23 protein-coding genes and 1 pseudogene are annotated in these 17598 nt (G+C 62.8%); 14 read left to right on the forward strand and 10 right to left on the reverse strand.

Features of this window, described 5'->3' with window-relative positions:
- Nucleotides 1-143: 143 nt before the first annotated feature.
- Entirely contained in the window at nt 144-383 is a 240-nt protein-coding gene (locus tag AC0Z2B_RS18270; protein ID WP_476298511.1) for a hypothetical protein, read from the forward strand.
- Nucleotides 384-572: 189 nt separating this feature from the next.
- On the opposite strand, the gene AC0Z2B_RS18275 is transcribed toward AC0Z2B_RS18270, so the two are convergent.
- A complete protein-coding gene (locus AC0Z2B_RS18275) occupies nt 573-1574 on the reverse strand; it encodes a hypothetical protein (protein WP_476298513.1) in 1002 nt (333 codons plus the stop codon).
- The gene (locus AC0Z2B_RS18280) at nt 1571-1930 is read right to left on the reverse strand and encodes a nucleotide pyrophosphohydrolase (RefSeq protein WP_476298514.1); all 360 of its coding nucleotides are present in this window, start codon (nt 1928-1930) and stop codon (nt 1571-1573) included. Before AC0Z2B_RS18280 ends, AC0Z2B_RS18275 begins: the two co-directional genes overlap by 4 nt.
- A 179-nt stretch (nt 1931-2109) precedes the next feature.
- On the opposite strand from AC0Z2B_RS18280, the gene AC0Z2B_RS18285 reads away from it, so the two are divergent.
- On the forward strand, nt 2110-2568 hold the full coding sequence (locus tag AC0Z2B_RS18285; RefSeq protein WP_476298516.1) for a hypothetical protein: 459 nt from the start codon (nt 2110-2112) through the stop codon (nt 2566-2568).
- Between the two features lie 99 nt (nt 2569-2667).
- Here AC0Z2B_RS18285 and AC0Z2B_RS18290 read toward each other — a convergent pair whose 3' ends face one another.
- From AC0Z2B_RS18290 to AC0Z2B_RS18300, 3 genes are all read right to left on the reverse strand, one after another.
- The gene (locus tag AC0Z2B_RS18290) at nt 2668-3015 is read right to left on the reverse strand and encodes a DUF6124 family protein (RefSeq protein WP_476298518.1); all 348 of its coding nucleotides are present in this window, start codon (nt 3013-3015) and stop codon (nt 2668-2670) included.
- A gap of 379 nt (nt 3016-3394) precedes the next feature.
- The gene (locus AC0Z2B_RS18295; protein ID WP_476298520.1) at nt 3395-3919 is read right to left on the reverse strand and encodes a VOC family protein; all 525 of its coding nucleotides are present in this window, start codon (nt 3917-3919) and stop codon (nt 3395-3397) included.
- A gap of 58 nt (nt 3920-3977) precedes the next feature.
- Nucleotides 3978-4730 carry an SDR family oxidoreductase gene (locus AC0Z2B_RS18300; RefSeq protein ID WP_473005306.1) on the reverse strand — a complete coding sequence of 251 codons (753 nt, stop codon included), beginning with the start codon at nt 4728-4730 and terminating at the stop codon, nt 3978-3980.
- 112 nt (nt 4731-4842) lie between these two features.
- On the opposite strand from AC0Z2B_RS18300, the gene AC0Z2B_RS18305 reads away from it, so the two are divergent.
- From AC0Z2B_RS18305 to AC0Z2B_RS18315, 3 genes are all read left to right on the forward strand, one after another.
- Nucleotides 4843-5775 (forward strand): LysR family transcriptional regulator, encoded by a 933-nt coding sequence (locus AC0Z2B_RS18305; RefSeq protein WP_476298522.1) that lies wholly within the window; start codon nt 4843-4845, stop codon nt 5773-5775.
- 102 nt (nt 5776-5877) lie between these two features.
- Nucleotides 5878-6276 carry a nuclear transport factor 2 family protein gene (locus AC0Z2B_RS18310; protein WP_416422354.1) on the forward strand — a complete coding sequence of 133 codons (399 nt, stop codon included), beginning with the start codon at nt 5878-5880 and terminating at the stop codon, nt 6274-6276.
- A 134-nt stretch (nt 6277-6410) separates the two neighbouring features.
- Nucleotides 6411-6572: a DUF2986 domain-containing protein gene (locus tag AC0Z2B_RS18315; protein WP_416422353.1), complete on the forward strand. Its 162-nt coding sequence runs from the start codon at nt 6411-6413 to the stop codon at nt 6570-6572.
- Nucleotides 6573-6582: 10 nt separating this feature from the next.
- Here the strand turns inward: AC0Z2B_RS18315 and AC0Z2B_RS18320 are convergent, their stop codons facing one another.
- Both AC0Z2B_RS18320 and AC0Z2B_RS18325 read right to left on the reverse strand, forming a co-directional pair.
- On the reverse strand, nt 6583-6921 hold the full coding sequence (locus AC0Z2B_RS18320) for an acyl carrier protein (protein WP_416422352.1): 339 nt from the start codon (nt 6919-6921) through the stop codon (nt 6583-6585).
- A gap of 308 nt (nt 6922-7229) precedes the next feature.
- Nucleotides 7230-7469 carry a DUF6124 family protein gene (locus AC0Z2B_RS18325; RefSeq protein ID WP_476298524.1) on the reverse strand — a complete coding sequence of 80 codons (240 nt, stop codon included), beginning with the start codon at nt 7467-7469 and terminating at the stop codon, nt 7230-7232.
- Nucleotides 7470-8159: 690 nt separating this feature from the next.
- Here AC0Z2B_RS18325 and AC0Z2B_RS18330 point away from each other — a divergent pair.
- Complete coding sequence (locus AC0Z2B_RS18330) at nt 8160-8603, forward strand: hypothetical protein (RefSeq protein WP_416422350.1); 444 nt, start codon at nt 8160-8162, stop codon at nt 8601-8603.
- An 89-nt stretch (nt 8604-8692) separates the two neighbouring features.
- Here AC0Z2B_RS18330 and AC0Z2B_RS18335 read toward each other — a convergent pair whose 3' ends face one another.
- Together AC0Z2B_RS18335 and AC0Z2B_RS18340 are read right to left on the reverse strand one after the other, a co-directional pair.
- Nucleotides 8693-9016 (reverse strand): hypothetical protein, encoded by a 324-nt coding sequence (locus tag AC0Z2B_RS18335; RefSeq protein ID WP_473005301.1) that lies wholly within the window; start codon nt 9014-9016, stop codon nt 8693-8695.
- The gene (locus AC0Z2B_RS18340; RefSeq protein ID WP_473005300.1) at nt 9016-9183 is read right to left on the reverse strand and encodes a hypothetical protein; all 168 of its coding nucleotides are present in this window, start codon (nt 9181-9183) and stop codon (nt 9016-9018) included. The genes AC0Z2B_RS18335 and AC0Z2B_RS18340 overlap by 1 nt, the downstream gene beginning before the upstream one ends.
- Before the next feature lie 203 nt (nt 9184-9386).
- Between AC0Z2B_RS18340 and AC0Z2B_RS18345 the strand changes: the two are divergent.
- Nucleotides 9387-9650 (forward strand): annotated as a pseudogene (locus tag AC0Z2B_RS18345) (DMT family transporter); the annotation flags it as partial.
- 33 nt (nt 9651-9683) lie between these two features.
- Here AC0Z2B_RS18345 and AC0Z2B_RS18350 read toward each other — a convergent pair.
- Entirely contained in the window at nt 9684-9875 is a 192-nt protein-coding gene (locus AC0Z2B_RS18350) for a hypothetical protein (RefSeq protein WP_416422346.1), read from the reverse strand.
- Nucleotides 9876-10111: 236 nt separating this feature from the next.
- Here AC0Z2B_RS18350 and AC0Z2B_RS18355 point away from each other — a divergent pair, with 236 nt between their 5' ends.
- The 7 genes from AC0Z2B_RS18355 (at nt 10112) to AC0Z2B_RS18385 (ending at nt 17544) form a co-directional block, all read left to right on the forward strand.
- Entirely contained in the window at nt 10112-11515 is a 1404-nt protein-coding gene (locus tag AC0Z2B_RS18355) for an MBOAT family O-acyltransferase (protein ID WP_476298526.1), read from the forward strand.
- Nucleotides 11502-12527 carry an SGNH/GDSL hydrolase family protein gene (locus AC0Z2B_RS18360; protein ID WP_476298528.1) on the forward strand — a complete coding sequence of 342 codons (1026 nt, stop codon included), beginning with the start codon at nt 11502-11504 and terminating at the stop codon, nt 12525-12527. Before AC0Z2B_RS18355 ends, AC0Z2B_RS18360 begins: the two co-directional genes overlap by 14 nt.
- The gene (locus AC0Z2B_RS18365; RefSeq protein ID WP_476298530.1) at nt 12528-13730 is read left to right on the forward strand and encodes an SGNH/GDSL hydrolase family protein; all 1203 of its coding nucleotides are present in this window, start codon (nt 12528-12530) and stop codon (nt 13728-13730) included.
- Between the two features lie 394 nt (nt 13731-14124).
- Nucleotides 14125-14715: an amino acid synthesis family protein gene (locus tag AC0Z2B_RS18370; RefSeq protein ID WP_416422342.1), complete on the forward strand. Its 591-nt coding sequence runs from the start codon at nt 14125-14127 to the stop codon at nt 14713-14715.
- An 18-nt stretch (nt 14716-14733) separates the two neighbouring features.
- Nucleotides 14734-15567 (forward strand): alpha/beta fold hydrolase, encoded by an 834-nt coding sequence (locus AC0Z2B_RS18375; protein WP_416422341.1) that lies wholly within the window; start codon nt 14734-14736, stop codon nt 15565-15567.
- Entirely contained in the window at nt 15564-17045 is a 1482-nt protein-coding gene (locus AC0Z2B_RS18380; RefSeq protein WP_473005296.1) for an aldehyde dehydrogenase family protein, read from the forward strand. Before AC0Z2B_RS18375 ends, AC0Z2B_RS18380 begins: the two co-directional genes overlap by 4 nt.
- 13 nt (nt 17046-17058) lie before the next feature.
- Complete coding sequence (locus AC0Z2B_RS18385) at nt 17059-17544, forward strand: flavin reductase family protein (RefSeq protein WP_475507164.1); 486 nt, start codon at nt 17059-17061, stop codon at nt 17542-17544.
- Nucleotides 17545-17598: the final 54 nt, after the last annotated feature.

Raw genomic sequence — 17598 nt, forward strand, 5'->3', positions numbered from 1 at the left:
ATGAACGAAGCCGTTGTGTAAGGTTTCCAATCCCCCCGGCTCCACCAAACAAAGCGTCACGAAAAAGGCACCTCTAGCGGGTGCCTTTTTTTGTTTCTGGGCGGTTGTTTTCGCGCCCTTCATCCCGCCAGAGATCACCGCCCATGCTCCAAGAACGACTGGAATTGCTGAAGCTTCCCAAGCCTACACGCGGGGCGATTGAAGACCTGGTGCAGGCGTTGAATGCGGCTAGTACGCGGGAAGATCTCGAGCGTGAGGCGGCGCTGCAGATCGAAGTGATCGCCGAGCTGGCGAGTGGGCGGAAGGTGCGGCCTGCTGATGTCGAAACCCTGTACATCATCTTCGATGATGCCGTGGAAGAGCGGTTGCAAGCGCTTCAGTAATAAGCCGTCCGTGGGAGCGGGCTCTGTCGAGAACCGTAGCCGGTGCCGAAGGCTGCGCTGGCCCTTCCCGCCCCCCCCCAAAAAAAAGGCCCTAGCTCGCGCAACCGCCAGCGCCCTTGACCTTTCGGACCAGACATAACGGCAAACGAGGCAATGCTTTGCTGTTGCCCGGATCGACACAGGAACAGCTTACGAGTCGATCGGGGCCTCGGCCACACCCATGAGTTCCCCCGGCTCGAACCCATGGGCATTCAGGTGCCACGCAAAATATTTCCGATGCCTATAGCTCCAGCCTGCCATTTTTTTATTGAGCACACTATCGACGTAACCGGCCGTAGCCTTGGTCATTTCACGCGAAGGGTGCTTGACCACAACCCCTTCTCTGACCGATAGGTAGCCGTGTTCAAACAGCGGATCACAGCCGAGGCGACACATCGCGACAGCAATATTCTCGATGTCCAGCTTCTCTTCAGTTTTGCACACTGAACGCTTCTTGATATGTGCGGCCACCAGTAGATGGCGGGGATACTCGTTTAGACAGATACAGCAACGGCCAGTAGGCAATCCTTGGAAAAGGTGTCGAACGATATACTTATGCTCCAACCGGGTGGGCCTGCTACCCGTCCCATCGGTAATCTGGTTTTTAATGTCCTGCTGGGCCTCTGTCAGCGTGACATCGCTAACCGCATAGTCGTAGTCAAGGCTTGGAAAGCGCTCCAGAATAGCTTCGCTTTGCTCAGCTCCGTACCGATAGAAAGATCGATCCTGCCAATGCTGGATGTGTGTCTGGATGGCTTTGAACTGAATGGCCTGATGGCGAACATCCGTCAAAAAATAGATATTTTCCCAAGTAGTTTTCTCTATTGGGTCCGCCCAACCCCAAAGTCTCAACGCAAGTTCGCGATTGTGGGTGCGATGAGTAAAGCATGCACTTACGGTAATGATGGTCTTGGTATTGAAAATGACGGTGTCACCAGGCTCCATGGCAAGCCAGGCGTCGCGGGTTCGAGGGGAGGCGAGCCCCCAGATGAACAACCTGCCGTCGGGATAAGCAGCTTGAAGCTCAGCTCGAAGCTCTGGCTCAAGCAAGTCCGCCACTTCGCTGAACTGCACCGGATTGAGAATTGTCGTCTGCAGATTTTTACGCGCAACGTCCTGAGAACAAGGCTGGTAGACCACACGCGCCGTCATTTGCGCCTCCGAGAAGACTTGACGGCATTGCCCTTGGCTTCATCAACAGGGTACTTCTCACCATTCAACCGCAGCTTGGCTTGCGCAACAGCGCCTAGGTCGACATTGAGGCGATCCGCAAGACGCACGAGGTAGAGCAGCACATCGGCCATCTCTTCCTCGATGGCTTGCAGCGCCTCGCTCGACAGGCCGTCTCGTTCGCTTTGCTCTGGCGTCAGCCATTGGAAGCGCTCGACAAGCTCGCCGGCTTCTCCAGAAAGTGCCATTGCCAGGTTTTTGGGGGTGTGGAACTGATCCCAGTCACGTTCGGACGCGAAGGTGGCCAGTTCCGTCTGCAGGAGTTTCAAGACGTCCATGAGGGGGTAGTGAGTGCTTTTGCCGTAGGAGTCTGGACGTTATCTTGTAGGAATTTTCCTGTCTAGGTTGATCCCACCGATTACGTCGCAACGCTAGACATGGACGCGGTCACAGCTACCAACGTTGAACCCATCCCCTCAGGTGATTAGCATGTGCCATCACTCAAGGAAGCCTCCCCATGGCAAGACGCCTGGCACGACCCAACGCTGAGTCCTACCTGATCAACGCGGCTGCGGTGGCGGTCATCGCCATTGCCTTCCATTTCGCCCGGCTCGCGGTGCTGGAGTATGTTGCCACCCAGCAGATCAAACAGATCGAGGCCACGCTGCAGCAGGCTCAAGCTCAGCAGCAGCGCCAGTTGATGCTGGCGCAGCAAAAGAAGGCGGCGGACGCGCAGGCCGCGCGGTTGGCGAGGCAGCAGTATGAGGAGCAGGCGCAGCGCCAGGCTATCGAGGATCGGGCCAAGAACGTTGCCTGGGACCGCTATTACCATGACCCCGAAGGGTGTGATAACTGGCGGACGGATGCGCAGATGGTGAAGTGCCTGACGTACAAGACCAACGAGAAGAATGAGTTTGATCGACGCTGGGCTGCGGGGGAGTTTCGGGGGGCTAGCCTCAGCCGTTTGGGGCAGTGAGGTGAGGCTGCGCTGGGGGCTTTGCTTTGCTTGGGTTTGTTGGCGTAGGCAAGGCCCAGCGCAGCCTTCGGCAGCGGCTACGCGGTGTGGCAGCCTGGGCTACCGTGCCTTGGGCAACCCCGCAATAGCCGCCTCCACCAACGCCCGCGCTATTTCACTCACGTGCTCCACGTTTCGCGCCAACGCGCGCCATTCCTCTGGGCAGTTTTCCACCAGTTCGGTGGCGCCGGCACTGGCGCTGCGCAGGTAGGCGCTGGCTTGTACCAGGACTTCTTCGAGTGGCATGCCTTCGCGTACGGCGAAGATGGGCATGTCGCCTACGCAGGGGCCGAAGGCGTGGTGGGCGGTGACGTGGGGGCTCAGGGGGACGGGGTGGGTGTAGGGGGAGATGCCTTCGGCGGCGGAGGTTTCGGGTGGCGCGGGTGGATCGGGGACCGGCTTGAACATGGTGTACCTCTGGCTGGTGCAACTGAAGCCGCCTCCTTCGCGACTAAACGAAGGGAGGCGACCGTACGCGGGTTAGTCGACCGGTAGCCAGGCACCCGGCGCGCCGAAGCGCCCCACGTACGATCACCATAAAACGTTGCTGGCAAACCTGCCGGCAACACTTCAGGAGGACGCTTTACGCGCCTGGCTCCGTTCCGAGCGACTAAACCCGACCGCTGATAAGCAGCGGCGACCGGAGAGTAGCCCCAGAAAAAAACCAGCGCAAGCGCCAATCATGAAAGCGAAACATGGAAACTTTTAGCAATCATTTCAAAGCCGTAAGGCGATTATCGCAGATCTTGTAGGATCTGTCCTACACCTTTCCACTGTCCCAAACAGATCAAGCTTTAGGCAACGCCACCAACTCAACCTGCGCCCCCCACGGCGTCTGGAAGTAGAACCAACGAATCCCATCCGGGTTGGTGATCGGCTCGTTGAGAATGGTCACGCCCCTGCCCTTCAACAGCGCCAGGCTGCCGTCGATGTCGTCGGTCTTGAGCGCAACGTGGCTGGCACCCGCATCATCACCATGGGGCTGCTGGCGGTTGATTTCGGTGCCGCGGTATTGGAACAGTTCAAGCTTGGCGCCGCCCTGCAGTTGCAGCATCACGAAGCGCTGCAGGTCGCTGGAAGCATGCCAGCGGAACTGCGCTTTCCACTGGTCCGGAATGCTGCCCGGCTGCATGTCGGAGATGACCTTGGCGCCCATCAGGTCGGTGAAGAAGCGCGTGGCGGCGTCGATGTCGGGCACGTTCATGCCGACGTGGTCGATGGTGGACACCGCCAGGATGGGCGGGGTGGCGGCTTGGGCGGCGGTGCCCAGCAGCAGGCTGAGGGTGAGTGCGGCGAGTTTTGGCAAACGCATGTGAAGCACCTCCTTTTGAGTGGGCGGGCGGCCTGTGCTGGGCCGCCCGGCGCGTGGGTCAGACCTGGGCTTGGCCGCCATCCACGAACAGTTCAATGCCGTTGACGAAGCTGGCGTCGTCGGAGGCCAGGAACAGCGCGGCGCTGGCGATTTCTTCGGCTTCGCCGACGCGGCCCATGGGGATGAGCGAGGCCAGGTAGTCGAGCAGGCCTTGCTGTTGCGCAGCGTCCGGGCCGGCCAGGTCGACCAGGCCGGGGGTGCGGGTGGCGCCGGGGCTGATGGTGTTGATGCGCACGTGGCGGTCTTTCAGGTCCAGTATCCAGTTGCGGGCGAAGGACCTTACGGCAGCCTTGGAGGCGGCGTAGACGCTGAAGGCGGCGGTGCCCGAGCTGCCGGCGGTGGAGCCGGTGAGGATCACCGAGGCGTTCTTGGCCAGCAGTGGCAGGGCCTTTTGTACGGTGAACAGTACGCCTTTGACGTTGCGGTCGAAGGTGTCGTCGTAGTGCTGTTCGGTGATTTCGCCCAGGGGCACCATGGAGCCGCCGCCGGCGTTGGCGAACAGCACGTCGAGGTGGCCGTGGGTGGCGCCGATCTGGGCATACAGGCTGTCCAGCTGGTCCAGGCGGGTGGAGTCGACTTGCACGCCGGTGGCGTTGCCGACTTCGGCCACGGCGGCGTCGAGTTCGGCCTGACGGCGGCCGGTGATGTAGACGTGGGCGCCTTCGGCGGCGAAGCGTTTGGCGGTGGCCAGGCCGATGCCAGTGGTGCCGCCGGTGACCAGTGCGATTTTGCCTTCAAGTTTGCGAGCCATGATGTTTCTCCAGGGTTGAATCGTTAGGTTGTGTTGCGGTGTGGGAGAAGCATATCGACGGCTGCTGCGTTTCAAAATAGAATCATCTGAAACTCATCATTGCAGATTTGAAATGAGCAAACTTCCCGATTTCGAAGGTCTGGCCATGTTCGCCAAGGTGGCGGAGGAAGGTTCGTTCGCGGCGGCGGCGCGGGTCATGAGTGTGTCGGTGCCCACGGTGTCGCGCGCGGTGGCGCGGCTGGAGGAGCGTTTGGGCGGGCGGCTGTTCAACCGTACGTCGCGGCAACTGTCGCTGACCGAGTTCGGCGCCAGCATGGCGGCCAAGGCGGGGGACATTTACCGCCAGGCTGAAGAGGTGGAAAGCGAGGCCCAGGAGTTGTCGGTGCAGCCGCGTGGGCAGGTGCGGCTGGCGGTGCCGATGTCGTTCGGGCTGCGCTGGGTGGCGCCGCTGATGCCGCAGTTGATGCGTCAGTACCCGGAGTTGTCGGTGGACCTGCACCTGTCGGATGCCGCGGTGGACCTGATTGCCGAGGGCTTCGATGCGGCGCTGCGCATTGCGGTGATGCCTGACTCGTCCCTGGTGGCGCGGCGCATTTGTGCGGTGACGCAGTATTTGGTGGCGTCGCCGGCCTACCTGGCGGCGCACGGCACGCCGCAGCACCCGCGCGAGCTGGCGAGCCGGGCCTGCCTGAGTTACGCCTACCGCGCGCGCAGCCAGGTGTGGCGCTTTACCCATGCAAGCGGCACTGAAGAAGACGTGGTGCCCAGCGGGCCGCTGCGGGTGACGAACTCGGACGCGTTGTTGCCGGCGTTGCTGGAAGGCCTGGCGATTGCCGAGTTGCCGGAGTTCATTGCCAGCGAGTACCTGGCGGATGGGCGCCTGGTGGCGCTGCTGCCGGAGTGGAGCATGGCCCGTGGCGGGCTGTATTTCGTAACGCCGTCGGCGCGCACGCGGCCGGTGAAGATCAAGGCGCTGTCGGATTTCTTTGCACAGCACCTGGCGGAACCGGTGTGGCGCTGGCCTAAAGGAAACGAACAAAAATGAAATGATGACTTTCTATAATTGCCGTTTTAACTAGAAGGCGGCTCCCTTACTGTGAGCGCACAGGCACACTGCAACGTGCCCACCTCAAGGGAGAACGCCACCATGAAAAACGCCGTCGAACTGCTTCAGTCGTATCTTGAATCCATTCAGTCACCCCAGGCCGCCGCTGCGCTGTTCGCCGACGATGGCGTGCTGGAGCTGCCGTACCTGCAGTCGCTGGGCATTCCCCACCATGTGCAGGGGCCGGAGGCGATCGCCGGGTTTATCGGGTCGTTGCTGGGCAAGGTGCCCGGGTTCAAATTTCACAATGTGCGGTTCTTGATCGACACGCCTGACCAGGCGTTTGCCGAGTACAGCGTGGAGGCCCTGGTGCCGGCGACTGGGCGGGTGTATCGCCAGCTGTATGCCGGACGGCTGGTGGCGCGCGATGGCAAGATTCAGTTGCTGCGCGAGTCGTTGGACACGATGGCGGCGGCGCAGGCCTTCGCGCCGGTGGAATAAGATGCCCCACCGGCAGCCCGGGTAACCGCAGCTGCCGGTACCGTTTGCGCAATTTCTATTACATGGTTTTACCCGGCTCTGGCACCATGCATCCCATGGAAACACCGTAACGCCCTCCAGCCTGAGCAAACACCATGAACCGTCGCAAGAAAATCAATCAAATCCTCAAAGCCAACGCCAAGAAGGCCAACGCCAAGCTGGCGCCCAAGAGCAAGCCGCAGTACATCAGCAAGGCGGACCGGGCGAAGCTGGCGTTGGAGGCTGAGCAGGTTGCGGGGGATGCCGCTGAAGTTTGAGCTGGCCTGCTCAGGTGCCCGACAACTTTTGTTTAAGCGATGCTAGCGTGCGCTTGAGCCGGCTGGGCGGCTGCGGGGGATAATCTTCGGGGTGCTCACGGCAACGGATGATCAAATCGACGATTTGGCCGATGGTCTCGATGACTTGCCATTCTTCGCGGGGGGCGTTCAGGGGGAATGCCTTCTGCACCTCCAGGACAAATACCGTCAGGTCATCGTCGATGATGTTGAAGTCGGTCAGGAAGCGGGTGTGCTCGTTGACCTTGTCGCGCGGGATGAAGCCGATGGTGCTGACGAAAATATCGATGACTGCGGTGACCAGCGCTTGCCTGGGGGTATCACTTTGCATTTTTGGCCTCGTATGCACACAGACCGATGCTGATTAAATCGAATACTGCCAGGCGATGATTTGCGAAGAAGGCGCCAGTTTCAGGCCGGTCCGCCGCAGCTCATCCACGCCCAATAAAACTGACATCGGCAGGTCTTTCTCATGCAGCATGCAACATCCTTTTAATTTTCTCCGTGGAGCCGCAGAGAGTAACACCCCCTGCTTTTGCGCATTCGCGTAGAAATTGTAACTGCTGATTTGAGTCGTACTCTGCACGTGGGGGTTACAGCAAGGGCCAGCGCAGCCTGGCGGCAGCGGCTACGCGTTGGTTACGCAGCCTCCATCTCCAGCAACCGCCCCACCAACACCTGCGCCGCTTCCATGGCATGTACCACGGCCAAGGCCAATCCTCCGGCGTTGAAGCCCGGGTTTTCCGTCAGATCGTAAGCGGCCGCCTCCCCCACCCGCAGCACTTCCGACAGATGCAGCAGCACCTCCTCGGCGCTGACGTCATCACGCACGCGGAAGAGAGATGCAGGGAGGGCTCGATTCGTTAAAGAGTCATTCATGGACATCTCCGTATTTCCTGAACCAACGTAAAGCGCCAACCACCCAAGCCTTCTCACAGAGTTGGGAGGCAGCGGCACGCAGGGTGAGAACCAGGGAAATACGGGAAACCCGGTCGGGCCGAGGCCCGCCCGCGTGCAGCTGCCATAGAGCGAGCATGCAGCGACAGAACAGCCAGCTGGATGGCTGGCTGCGTTCCGATTTTCCGACGGGTTCTCACACCCGACCGCTGGTTTTCAGCGGCAGGAGAAGGCTATCACCGGGGATTGCGGACGCCTGTCGGACGGTGCCTATGCTAGCGCACTACCGAGCCGGGATTGGTGTAGGGCATAACCACGAAGGATGTGGGAAATGTCTGCGAAGGCTTTGCCTGGCAGGGGATTTCGGCGGCAGCGCCTAGGTGCGCACCCAACACCGTCCCGTAGCAGCGGCCACCAGGCCGCGTCAGCAAGCACCGCGCATTTCCAGGAACACCCCATTGCCCCAGACGCAGCCTGCGGCAGCTGCTACGGGCGTCGTGCATCAGCACTGCGCTTCCATTTACCGTTTATCACCACCGCCCTTCGAACAATCGCCCCCCGCCCGCAGTCTTAACCAAGTAACCGGTGCCAACTGCTGCCACCGCCCACGGCACTGGATTCACAGGTGGCATCGTCTAGACGGAGCCCTGCGTGGGCTCGGGAGTGGTGATCATGCAAGCGTTGCGATTACTCACGCTGTCCGGCGTCATTCTGGCAGGCCTGGCCTGCGGCCCGGTGCAGGCGGCCTGCACTGAAGCGGTGGACCCTGCCGGGGTGCACCTGGAGCCGATGAACCAGAACGGCGTCGCGTATATGTCCGGCGGCATTGGCATCGATGAGTCGTGTGCCATCCAGAAAGAGCACGGCTACAGCCTGCAGCTGACGTTCTCCGCAGGGGCGGACAACAAGTATGAGTCAGGCATCAAGGTCAGCATTCAGAACGCCCAGGGCAAGCAGCTATTGAGCGTGGATGATGTGGGGCCGATGTTGCTGGTGCAGCTGCCCGCCGGGAAGTACCAGGTGGTGTCGCAGTTGGATGGCCATGAAATGCGCACCCCGGTCGACCTGAGTACAGGCAAGCATCAGGCAGTGAACGTGCACTGGAAAGCCATGTAGCCCCGTAGCAGCGGCCGCAGGCTGCGTCAGGCAGGCACCGCGTTTTACCGGTGTATGCGCGGCGCCAAGGACGCGGCCTGCGGCCGCTGCTACACCGGTTCGGCAGGCTTGCGGCGCAGGCCCTTCGGCGCCAGGGTCTCGCTCAACACAAAAAAGAGACCGACGCACCCTGCCATGGCCATGGCGCCTTTCGTTGTCATCGCCAAGGCCAGCATGCCCGGGCTAAACGCAGAAATTGCCAGCACAACGAAAGGGGCGATCGTCGTGCCGTTCAGAAATGCAAATACGCATTCATCCTTATGGATGCGCCACCCTTGCTGTCCCCACCGCAGCACTACGCTGCAGAGGCCGGTTACCACGCTCCAGGAATCCAGCGTCCAGTGTTCCAGCAACGTGGATACCGTAATGGACATCAACGTGCCGTTAGCTTGATGGCCGCAAACGCCGCTACTGCACCCCCAATGCAGGCCAAGGTCATGCCCATGCCCTGCGAAGTATCCACCCCAGCCCAGCCGGCTACTGCCAGGCCAACGATGCCGCCCGAAAACATCAGCCTTATCAAGCGCAAATTCATGATCACAGATTTCTCCATGGCCCATGGTTTCGCCTAAATGCGTTGGGCCTTGGAGAACTGTGCAACGAACCACCCGCAATTTCCAGCCAGCGAATCGCCCTGAAACACATTAGCGAGGAGGCTCAATTTCCGCCGGAAAAAATTCATTCAAACCCGTCGGAAATGCCCTGCTTCATTCCTGCTAAATGACCATCACCTCCACCGCCCGCCCCACTGGGCCGACCGGTGCCTGGGCCTGCCTGCTGGCCATCGGCCTGATCCACACGGGACTGATGTCGACACTACTCTACGGGGCGCTGCAGAAAACTCCGACAGCCCTGGTCGGCGCGCTGTCGTTTATCTACCCGGTGGTGGCGGTGCTGGTGGACCGGCTGGCGCTGGGCCACAGCCTGTCAGTGGGGCAATACGCTGGCGGGGTGTTGATTCTGGCGGCCGCAGCCGGCATGACCTTGCAGCCAAAGCAGCGGCGGTGACCAACCACCTGCCACCACCGCCTTGCTCAAGCCTTACTCTTCCTCTTCTTCCTCTTCCATGTTGTACCCGGCTTCATGGCGCAGGTAGCCTGCTGCCCCTCCGCGCGCGGTGCCCCATGGCTGTTCTATCACTTCCCCGCTGTCCCATTCCTGGTACAGATTTTCCCTGACCACTGCGCTATCCATAGCGGCCATACGTGAACGATCACTGTTTGAGCGGTCCATAACCACCTCCTTTGGTTGAAAGGAAAAGCCTAGCAAAAGGTCGGAAAAATGGTTTTCGACAAGGCTGCCGCATGTCGGAATGTCGGACAAAAACGCCAACCACCAGCACGAAAGTTCATCGAAGGTCGGCTTGTTGGCGGGGATGGCGCTCTGACATAATCCGCGCCCTGATTTGCGGCCCAGCGCTTGAAAACGCGCCCCTCCTGCTGCCGCAGACTGCGTAACGGACTACGTTGATGAGCTACTTTTCGATCGAATTCGGTCTCTGCTTCATTGTATTTTTCCTGCTGTATTGGTGCCTGAACTTCAGCCTGCGCGTGCAGAACCTGTTGTTGCTGACGGCCAGCTACGGGATTCTGGCCAGCTTCAACCTGAACTTCCTGTACATCCTGCTGGGCTATACCGCAGCGGTGTTCGGGCTGGGGCAGCTGAGCGCGCGCTACCCTGGCCGGCGGCTGACCTATGGGGCGATCCTGGCGCTGGTGCTGGGCTGTTTCTACTTCTTCAAGTACCAGGACTTCTTCGTCAGTGGCGCGCAGCAGGGCTTGCAGGCCATGGGCCTGGATGTGGCGCTGCCGCTGATGGAAGTGCTGCTGCCGGTGGGGATGTCGTTCTACATCTTCCACTCGGTCAGCTACCTGATGGGCATCAACCGCGGCACGCTGAAGCCGGCGACGCCGCTGGACCTGGCGCTGTACCTGGCGTTTTTCCCCAGCCTGATCGCCGGCCCGGTGAACCGCGCCGAGCACCTGCTGCCGCAGATCCGCCCCACGGCGCCGCGCGAGGTGCTGGAGCCGCAACGGGCCCTGGGCCTGGTGGCGCTGGCGGTGGTGAAGCTGTTCCTGTTCAGCACCTGGCTGGCGAACAACTGGGTGGACCCGGTGTTCGACACGCCCACCGGCTTCTCGCCGGAACAGATCCTGCTGGCCATCTACGGCTACTCGCTGCAGATCTACTTCAACTTCAGCGGCTACACCAACCTGGTCACCGGCATCGCCCTGCTGCTGGGCTTCCGCCTGCCGCGCAACTTCGACTACCCGTACCTGGCGCGCAACCTCAAGGAATTCTGGGACCGCTGGCACATCAGCCTGTCGAAGTTCATCCGCGACTTCGTCTACATCCCCCTGGGCGGCAACCGCCGCGGCTTCTGGCGCAGCAACCTGAACCTGTTCGCGGCCATGGTGATCTCCGGGCTATGGCACGGCGCCAGCGTCAACTTCCTGATCTGGGGCGCGCTGCACGGGCTGGGGCTGATCGTCTACAAACTGTACAGCCGCGCCTTCCCGGGTGAGCGCAGCTGGCCGGGCGCCGACCTGCTGGCGCGGCTGCTGACCTTCCACTACGTGGCGTTCGCCTGGATCTTTTTCCGCAGCGCCACCCTGGAAGACACCCAGGACATGCTGGCCGGCCTCACCCACCTGTCGTTCAGCGGCGTGGCCCAGGGGCCGTGGGGCGGCATCCTTGCCTGCCTGGCACTGGTGGCCGCCTACCCTTGGCTGGTGCGCAGCCTGCGCAAGGCGTTCGCCGCCAGCCAGCACATACCCTGGCTGGTGTACCCGGTGCCCTTGGGCGTGTTCATTTCCATGGTCATCTTTGCCTCACCGTCGGGCGTGCCGGGGTTCATCTATGCAAGCTTCTAACGTGGTGGCCCGCCAGTTCATCAAGGCGTTGCAGGTGGCCGCCGGGCTGGTGGTGGCAGCGGTGATTCTGCTGTGGCTGAACCAGACCTCCGTGCGCCTGTACTGCCAGCAGAAATACCACGCCGACTGCAGCGTGCCGGGCCTGGGCGACAACCTCGCGTGGAGCGCGGGCGCGCAATTGACCGAGGCCATGGACGACGCCCGCACGGCGTTTTTCGCACGCCTGGATGACACCCCGCCGCCGGCTCCGGTGGTGGTGGCCGAAGCGGAGCCGGTGCCTGAGCCAGTGCCCATGCCCGTAGTGGTACCGGCAGTAAAAACGCCGGAGCCGGTGAAGATCACGCCGCTGACCATCGCCAACCTCAGCACCAGCGACGAGGTGTTCTTCGTCGGCGACTCGCTGATGCAGGGCGTTGCGCCGCACATGGCCAACACCCTGCTCAAGCGCTACAAGATCAACAGCGTCAACCTCAGCAAGCAGAGCACCGGCCTTGCCTACCCGGGCTTCTTCAACTGGCCACTGACGGTGCAGCAGACCCTGCAGGCCAACGCCAATATCCGCCTGATCGTGGTGTTCCTGGGCCCCAACGACCCGTGGGACATGCCGGTGGCCAAGGGCAAGCCGTTCCTGCGTTTCCATAGCGCCGACTGGGAAGCGTCCTACCGCCAGCGGGTGGAAAGCATCTTCGAACTGGCCAAGGCCCACCACGTGCAGGTGATCTGGGTAGGCCCACCGAACATGCGCAAGGACAAGCTGTCCACTGCCATGGCCTACCTGCGCGACCTGTACAAGAGCGAGGCCGAGCACTACGGCCAGCTGTACCTGTCGGCCAACGACGTGCTGGGTTACCACGACGACGCGTTCTCGCCCTACCTGGAGAGCGCCGACGGCAAGAAGGTCAAGACCCGTGTCGATGACGGCATCCATTTCACCACCACTGGCCAGAAGCTGATCGCGGAGCGCGTGATGTCGCTGATCAATGTCCAGACCCATGACTTAACGGAGCGTTGAATGAACCGACTGCCTGGCCCCATGACGCTGCTGAGCGCCCTGCTGTTGAGCGGCTGCAGCCCGGTCTCGGCCGTCGCCACGCAAACCGCGCCAAGCCCCGCGAAAGTGGTGCGGGTGAACAAGGCCGCCGACGCCGAGCCTAACCTGCGGCTGCTGCAGAACAAGCTGAAGAACGCCCAGCGCCAGGCGGTCACCATCGTGCAGCTGGGCGACTCGCACACCGCCGCCGACCTGCTCACCGGCGAGCTGCGCACGCGCTTCCAGCAGGACTACGGCAACGGCGGCATCGGTTTTATCTCCGCCACGCCGGTGCCGGGCACCCGCTATGACCAGGTGCGCCTCACCGCGGCCAAGAGCCAGTGGGCGCTGACCTCGGCGCGCAACCAGCACAGCGACCGCTTCCCGCTGGGCGGCTACCTGTCGGTGCCGCAGACCGCCGGCGCCCACGTGCATCTGGAGCCCACGCCGCCCACTGACCTGCGCTACCGGGTCTCGACCCTGTACCAGGCCGGCAGTAACAACACATTGCAGGCGCGCGACGACTACACCCAAACAGCGCGCCCGCTACCGGCGACCAATGGCCAGTGGCGCTTCAGCCCGGCCATCGGCAACCTGGCGCTGCCGCTGGACCTGACCTTCGCCAGCAGCCAGAACCTGGCCGTGGGCGGCTGGAACGTGCTGGGCCAGAACAACAGCGGCGTGGTGTTCTCGACCCTGGGCATCAACGGCGCGCAGTTCAGCGTGGTGGACAAGTGGCAGCCCGGCTGGCTGGACACCTTGAAGGCGCTCAAGCCTGACCTGCTGATCATCGCCTACGGCACCAACGAAGCCTTCGACGACGACCTCGACCTGGGCCTGTACGAGAGCCAACAGAACCAGCGCATCCAGCAACTGCGCCAGGCGCTGCCGGGCACGGTGTTGCTGGTTGTCGGCGCGTCGGACTCGATCAAGAACAAGGGCGCCAGCGGCTGCCAGGCGCGCCTGCCGCGCAGCCTGCACGGGGTGATCGACACGCAGCGACGCGTGGCCAGCCAGAACCGCACGCTGTACTGGAGCTGGCAGGCGTTCATGGGCGGTGACTGCTCGATCAACAGCTGGCAGGCCCAGGACCTGGCGCGGCCGGACCTGGTGCACTTCACCAAGGAAGGCTACATCAAGGTGGCGGATGGGCTGTACGACTACCTAAAAGGCGTAATTCGCTAACGCAACCACCCCCGTAGCAGCGGCCAAAGGCCGCGTCCCCAAACGCCGCGCACTTCCAGACACCCCCCGCGTTTACCATGACGCGGCCTTCGGCCGCTGCTACGAAATCTATCCCGCCCATCTGCTCCCACACCACACGCCGCGCACTTCCAGACACCCCCGCGTTTACCGTGACGCGGCCTTCGGCCGCTGCTACGGGATCTATCCCGCCCATCTGCTCCTTCTTGTCCCCCCGCCTCCTGCGCTATGATTCTTGGAATGTCATCTTCTGGCATACCGAATACCTTTTGTCGCCCCGCCCTGCCCTCACCTTGCACAAAGGGGCTTGCACGCAGAATATTATGGTATACCATCATACAACAACACCAATCCCATCCATAAAATGGAGCAGGCCATGAGTTTCGAAATCCGCAAGATCGTCAGCTACACCGAGGAAACCCTCATCGAAGGCGGCAAGGCCACTGACAAGCCGGTAACCATGGTCGGCCTGGCCGTGGTGATCAAGAACCCCTGGGTGGGCAACGGTTTCGTCGAAGACCTGAAGCCGGTGATCAAGGCCAACTGTTCCGAGCTGGGCGCGTTGATGGTCGAGCGCCTGACCGCTGCCATCGGTGGCGCCGACAAGATCGAGGCCTACGGCAAGGCTGCCGTGGTGGGCGCCGACGGCGAGATTGAACACGCCTCCGCGGTAATCCACACCCTGCGCTTCGGCAACCACTACCGCGAAGCAGTGAAGGCCAAGAGCTACCTGAGCTTCACCAACAAGCGCGGCGGCCCGGGCACCTCCATCCAGATCCCGATGATGCACAAGGATGACGAAGGCCTGCGCTCGCACTACATCACCCTGGAAATGCAGATCGAAGACGCCCCGCGCGCCGACGAGATCGTGGTGGTGCTGGGCGCCGCCAACGGTGGCCGCCTGCACCCGCGCATCGGCAACCGCTACATCGACCTCGAAGAACTGGCCGCTGAAAAAAACAATTAAGGCTTGCAGGAGCGTTCCATGATTCGGCCTACCGCTGAAACTACCCCGGCCGGCACCAGTTACCTGGCGACCGGCCAAGGCCACCCGGTGATACTGATTCACGGCGTGGGCCTGAACAAAGAAATGTGGGGCGGGCAGATTGTCGGCCTGGCGCCGCATTACAGTGTCATCGCCTACGACATGCTGGGCCACGGCGCCAGCCCGCGCCCGGCCAGCGGTACGCCGTTGGGCGGCTATGCCGATCAATTGCTGGAACTGCTCGACCACCTGCAGATCCCCCAGGCCATCGTCATCGGCTTCTCGATGGGCGGCCTGGTGGCCCGCGCCTTTGCCCTGCACCACCCCACCCGCTTGTCGGGGCTGGTGGTGCTCAACAGCGTGTTCAACCGCAGCGCCGAACAGCGTGCCGGCGTGATCGCGCGCACCGCCCAGGCCGCCGAACACGGCCCGGACGCCAACGCCGAGGCGGCCCTGTCGCGCTGGTTCAGCCGCGAGTACCAGGCGGCCAACCCGGCGCAGATCGCCGCCATCCGCCAGACCCTGGCCAGCAATGACCCCCAAGGTTACCTCACCACCTACGAACTGTTCGCCACCCAGGACATGTACCGCGCCGACGACCTGGCCAATATCCAGGTGCCGACGCTGATCGCCACCGGCGAGCTGGACCCCGGCTCCACGCCGCTGATGGCCCGCCAACTAGCCGAGCGCATTCCCGGCGCGCAGGTTGCCGTGCTGGACGAACAACGGCATATGATGCCGGTAGAGTCGCCGCGCCTGGTGAACCAGGTGCTGCTGGACTTCCTCGCCCACGCGCTCGTTACCCAGAACCCAGCCAAGGGGATAGTTGCATGACGCTCGAACGTTTTCAGATGTGCATCGATGGCCAATGGGTCGATGCCCTGTCCGGCAAGACCTTCGACAGCCTCAACCCGGCCACCGCCCAAGCCTGGGCGCAGTTGCCCGACGCCGACGAAGCCGATGTGGAGCGCGCCGTGCAAGCGGCGCAAACAGCCTTTGAAAGCCCGGCCTGGCGCGGCCTGACCGCCACCGCGCGGGGCAAGCTGCTGCGCCGCCTGGGCGACCTGATTGCCGAGAACAAGGAACAGCTGGCGCAGCTGGAAAGTCGCGACAACGGCAAGCTGATCCGCGAGACCCGCGGCCAGGTGGGCTACCTGCCGGAGTTCTTCCACTACACCGCAGGCCTTGCCGACAAGCTGGAAGGCGGCACCCTGCCGCTGGACAAGCCCGACCTGTTCGCCTACACCGTGCACGAGCCCATGGGCGTGGTGGCCGGCATCATTCCGTGGAACAGCCCGCTGTACCTCACCGCCATCAAGCTGGCCCCGGCGCTGGCCGCCGGCAACACCATCGTGCTCAAGCCGTCGGAGCACGCCTCGGCGACCATCCTGCAGCTGGCGCGCCTGGCGCTGGAAGCCGGCATCCCGCCGGGCGTGGTCAACGTGGTCACCGGCTACGGCCCCAGCACCGGCGCGGCGCTGACCCGCCACCCGCTGGTGCGCAAAGTCGCCTTCACCGGTGGCGCCGCCACGGCCCGCCACGTGGTGCGCAGCAGCGCCGAGAACTTCGCCAAGCTGTCGCTGGAGCTGGGCGGCAAGTCGCCGAACATCATCTTCGCCGACGCCGACCTGGACAGCGCCATCAACGGCGCCGTAGCCGGCATCTATGCCGCTTCGGGCCAGAGCTGCGTGTCCGGCTCGCGCCTGCTGGTGCAGGACGAGATCTACGACGAATTCGTCGCCCGCCTGGTGGAACGTGCCCAGCGCATTCGCATCGGCAACCCGCAGGATGAAACCAGCGAGATGGGCCCCATGGCCACTGCGCAACAGCTGGCCGTGGTGGAAGGCCTGGTGGCCGCGGCCATCGCCGAAGGCGCCACCCTGCGCACCGGCGGCAAGCGCGCCGACACCGGCAGCGACGGCTGGTATTACGAGCCGACGTTGTTCGAGTGCGACAGCAACTCGATGAAGATCATGCAGGAAGAAGTCTTCGGCCCGGTGGCCTCGGTCATCCGCTTCAAGGACGAGGCCCAGGCGCTGGCCATCGCCAACGACTCGCAGTTCGGCCTGGCCGCCGGCATCTGGACCCGCGACCTGGGCCGCGCCCACCGTTTGGCCCGCGACGTGCGTTCGGGCATCATCTGGGTCAACACCTACCGCGCGGTGTCGGCCATGGCGCCCATCGGCGGCTTCAAGAACAGCGGCTACGGCCGCGAGAGCGGCATCGATTCGGTGCTGGCCTATACCGAGCTGAAAACGGTATGGATCAACCTCTCCCAGGCGCCCATGCCTGACCCCTTCGTGATGCGTTAAGAGACCCGCTGCCATGATCGAACCCGGCATCTACAAAGAAGTAATGGCGTCCTTCCCCTCCGGCGTCACGGTGGTCACCACCCTGGGCCCGGACGGCGGCATCGTCGGCATCACCGCCAGCGCCTTCAGCGCCCTGTCCATCGAGCCTGCGCTGGTGCTGTTCTGCCCCAACTACGCCTCCGACACCTACCCGGTGCTGCGCGACAGCAAGCGCTTCGCCATTCACCTGCTGTCGGCCGACCAGAAGGCCGAGGCCTACGCGTTCGCCGGCAAGGGCAAGGACAAGGCCGCCGGCATCGAGTGGCACCTGAGCGAGCTGGGTAACCCGCTGCTGGCCAAGGCCACGGCGATTATCGAGTGCGAGCTGTGGCGTGAATACGACGGCGGCGACCACGCCATCATCGTCGGCCAGGTGAAAAACCTGATCCTGCCCACCGAGCCGGTGACGCCGATGGTGTACCACAAGGGTAAATTGGGCGCCCTCCCCACCATCACCTGACTCTTGTGGCGATCGCACAACCCGTAGCCGCTGCCGCCAGGCTGCGCTGGCCCT

The organism is Pseudomonas sp. GYB4201 (genome assembly GCF_056312595.1).

Bases quoted from the DNA above. Each gene is read 5' to 3' on its own strand.
- AC0Z2B_RS18270 (WP_476298511.1), top strand. From the start codon at position 144: ATGCTCCAAGAACGACTGGAATTGCTGAAGCTTCCCAAGCCTACACGC.
- AC0Z2B_RS18275 (WP_476298513.1), bottom strand. From the start codon at position 1,574: ATGACGGCGCGTGTGGTCTACCAGCCTTGTTCTCAGGACGTTGCGCGT.
- AC0Z2B_RS18280 (WP_476298514.1), bottom strand. From the start codon at position 1,930: ATGGACGTCTTGAAACTCCTGCAGACGGAACTGGCCACCTTCGCGTCC.
- AC0Z2B_RS18285 (WP_476298516.1), top strand. From the start codon at position 2,110: ATGGCAAGACGCCTGGCACGACCCAACGCTGAGTCCTACCTGATCAAC.
- AC0Z2B_RS18290 (WP_476298518.1), bottom strand. From the start codon at position 3,015: ATGTTCAAGCCGGTCCCCGATCCACCCGCGCCACCCGAAACCTCCGCC.
- AC0Z2B_RS18295 (WP_476298520.1), bottom strand. From the start codon at position 3,919: ATGCGTTTGCCAAAACTCGCCGCACTCACCCTCAGCCTGCTGCTGGGC.
- AC0Z2B_RS18300 (WP_473005306.1), bottom strand. From the start codon at position 4,730: ATGGCTCGCAAACTTGAAGGCAAAATCGCACTGGTCACCGGCGGCACC.
- AC0Z2B_RS18305 (WP_476298522.1), top strand. From the start codon at position 4,843: ATGAGCAAACTTCCCGATTTCGAAGGTCTGGCCATGTTCGCCAAGGTG.
- AC0Z2B_RS18310 (WP_416422354.1), top strand. From the start codon at position 5,878: ATGAAAAACGCCGTCGAACTGCTTCAGTCGTATCTTGAATCCATTCAG.
- AC0Z2B_RS18315 (WP_416422353.1), top strand. From the start codon at position 6,411: ATGAACCGTCGCAAGAAAATCAATCAAATCCTCAAAGCCAACGCCAAG.
- AC0Z2B_RS18320 (WP_416422352.1), bottom strand. From the start codon at position 6,921: ATGCAAAGTGATACCCCCAGGCAAGCGCTGGTCACCGCAGTCATCGAT.
- AC0Z2B_RS18325 (WP_476298524.1), bottom strand. From the start codon at position 7,469: ATGAATGACTCTTTAACGAATCGAGCCCTCCCTGCATCTCTCTTCCGC.
- AC0Z2B_RS18330 (WP_416422350.1), top strand. From the start codon at position 8,160: ATGCAAGCGTTGCGATTACTCACGCTGTCCGGCGTCATTCTGGCAGGC.
- AC0Z2B_RS18335 (WP_473005301.1), bottom strand. From the start codon at position 9,016: ATGTCCATTACGGTATCCACGTTGCTGGAACACTGGACGCTGGATTCC.
- AC0Z2B_RS18350 (WP_416422346.1), bottom strand. From the start codon at position 9,875: ATGGACCGCTCAAACAGTGATCGTTCACGTATGGCCGCTATGGATAGC.
- AC0Z2B_RS18355 (WP_476298526.1), top strand. From the start codon at position 10,112: ATGAGCTACTTTTCGATCGAATTCGGTCTCTGCTTCATTGTATTTTTC.
- AC0Z2B_RS18360 (WP_476298528.1), top strand. From the start codon at position 11,502: ATGCAAGCTTCTAACGTGGTGGCCCGCCAGTTCATCAAGGCGTTGCAG.
- AC0Z2B_RS18365 (WP_476298530.1), top strand. From the start codon at position 12,528: ATGAACCGACTGCCTGGCCCCATGACGCTGCTGAGCGCCCTGCTGTTG.
- AC0Z2B_RS18370 (WP_416422342.1), top strand. From the start codon at position 14,125: ATGAGTTTCGAAATCCGCAAGATCGTCAGCTACACCGAGGAAACCCTC.
- AC0Z2B_RS18375 (WP_416422341.1), top strand. From the start codon at position 14,734: ATGATTCGGCCTACCGCTGAAACTACCCCGGCCGGCACCAGTTACCTG.
- AC0Z2B_RS18380 (WP_473005296.1), top strand. From the start codon at position 15,564: ATGACGCTCGAACGTTTTCAGATGTGCATCGATGGCCAATGGGTCGAT.
- AC0Z2B_RS18385 (WP_475507164.1), top strand. From the start codon at position 17,059: ATGATCGAACCCGGCATCTACAAAGAAGTAATGGCGTCCTTCCCCTCC.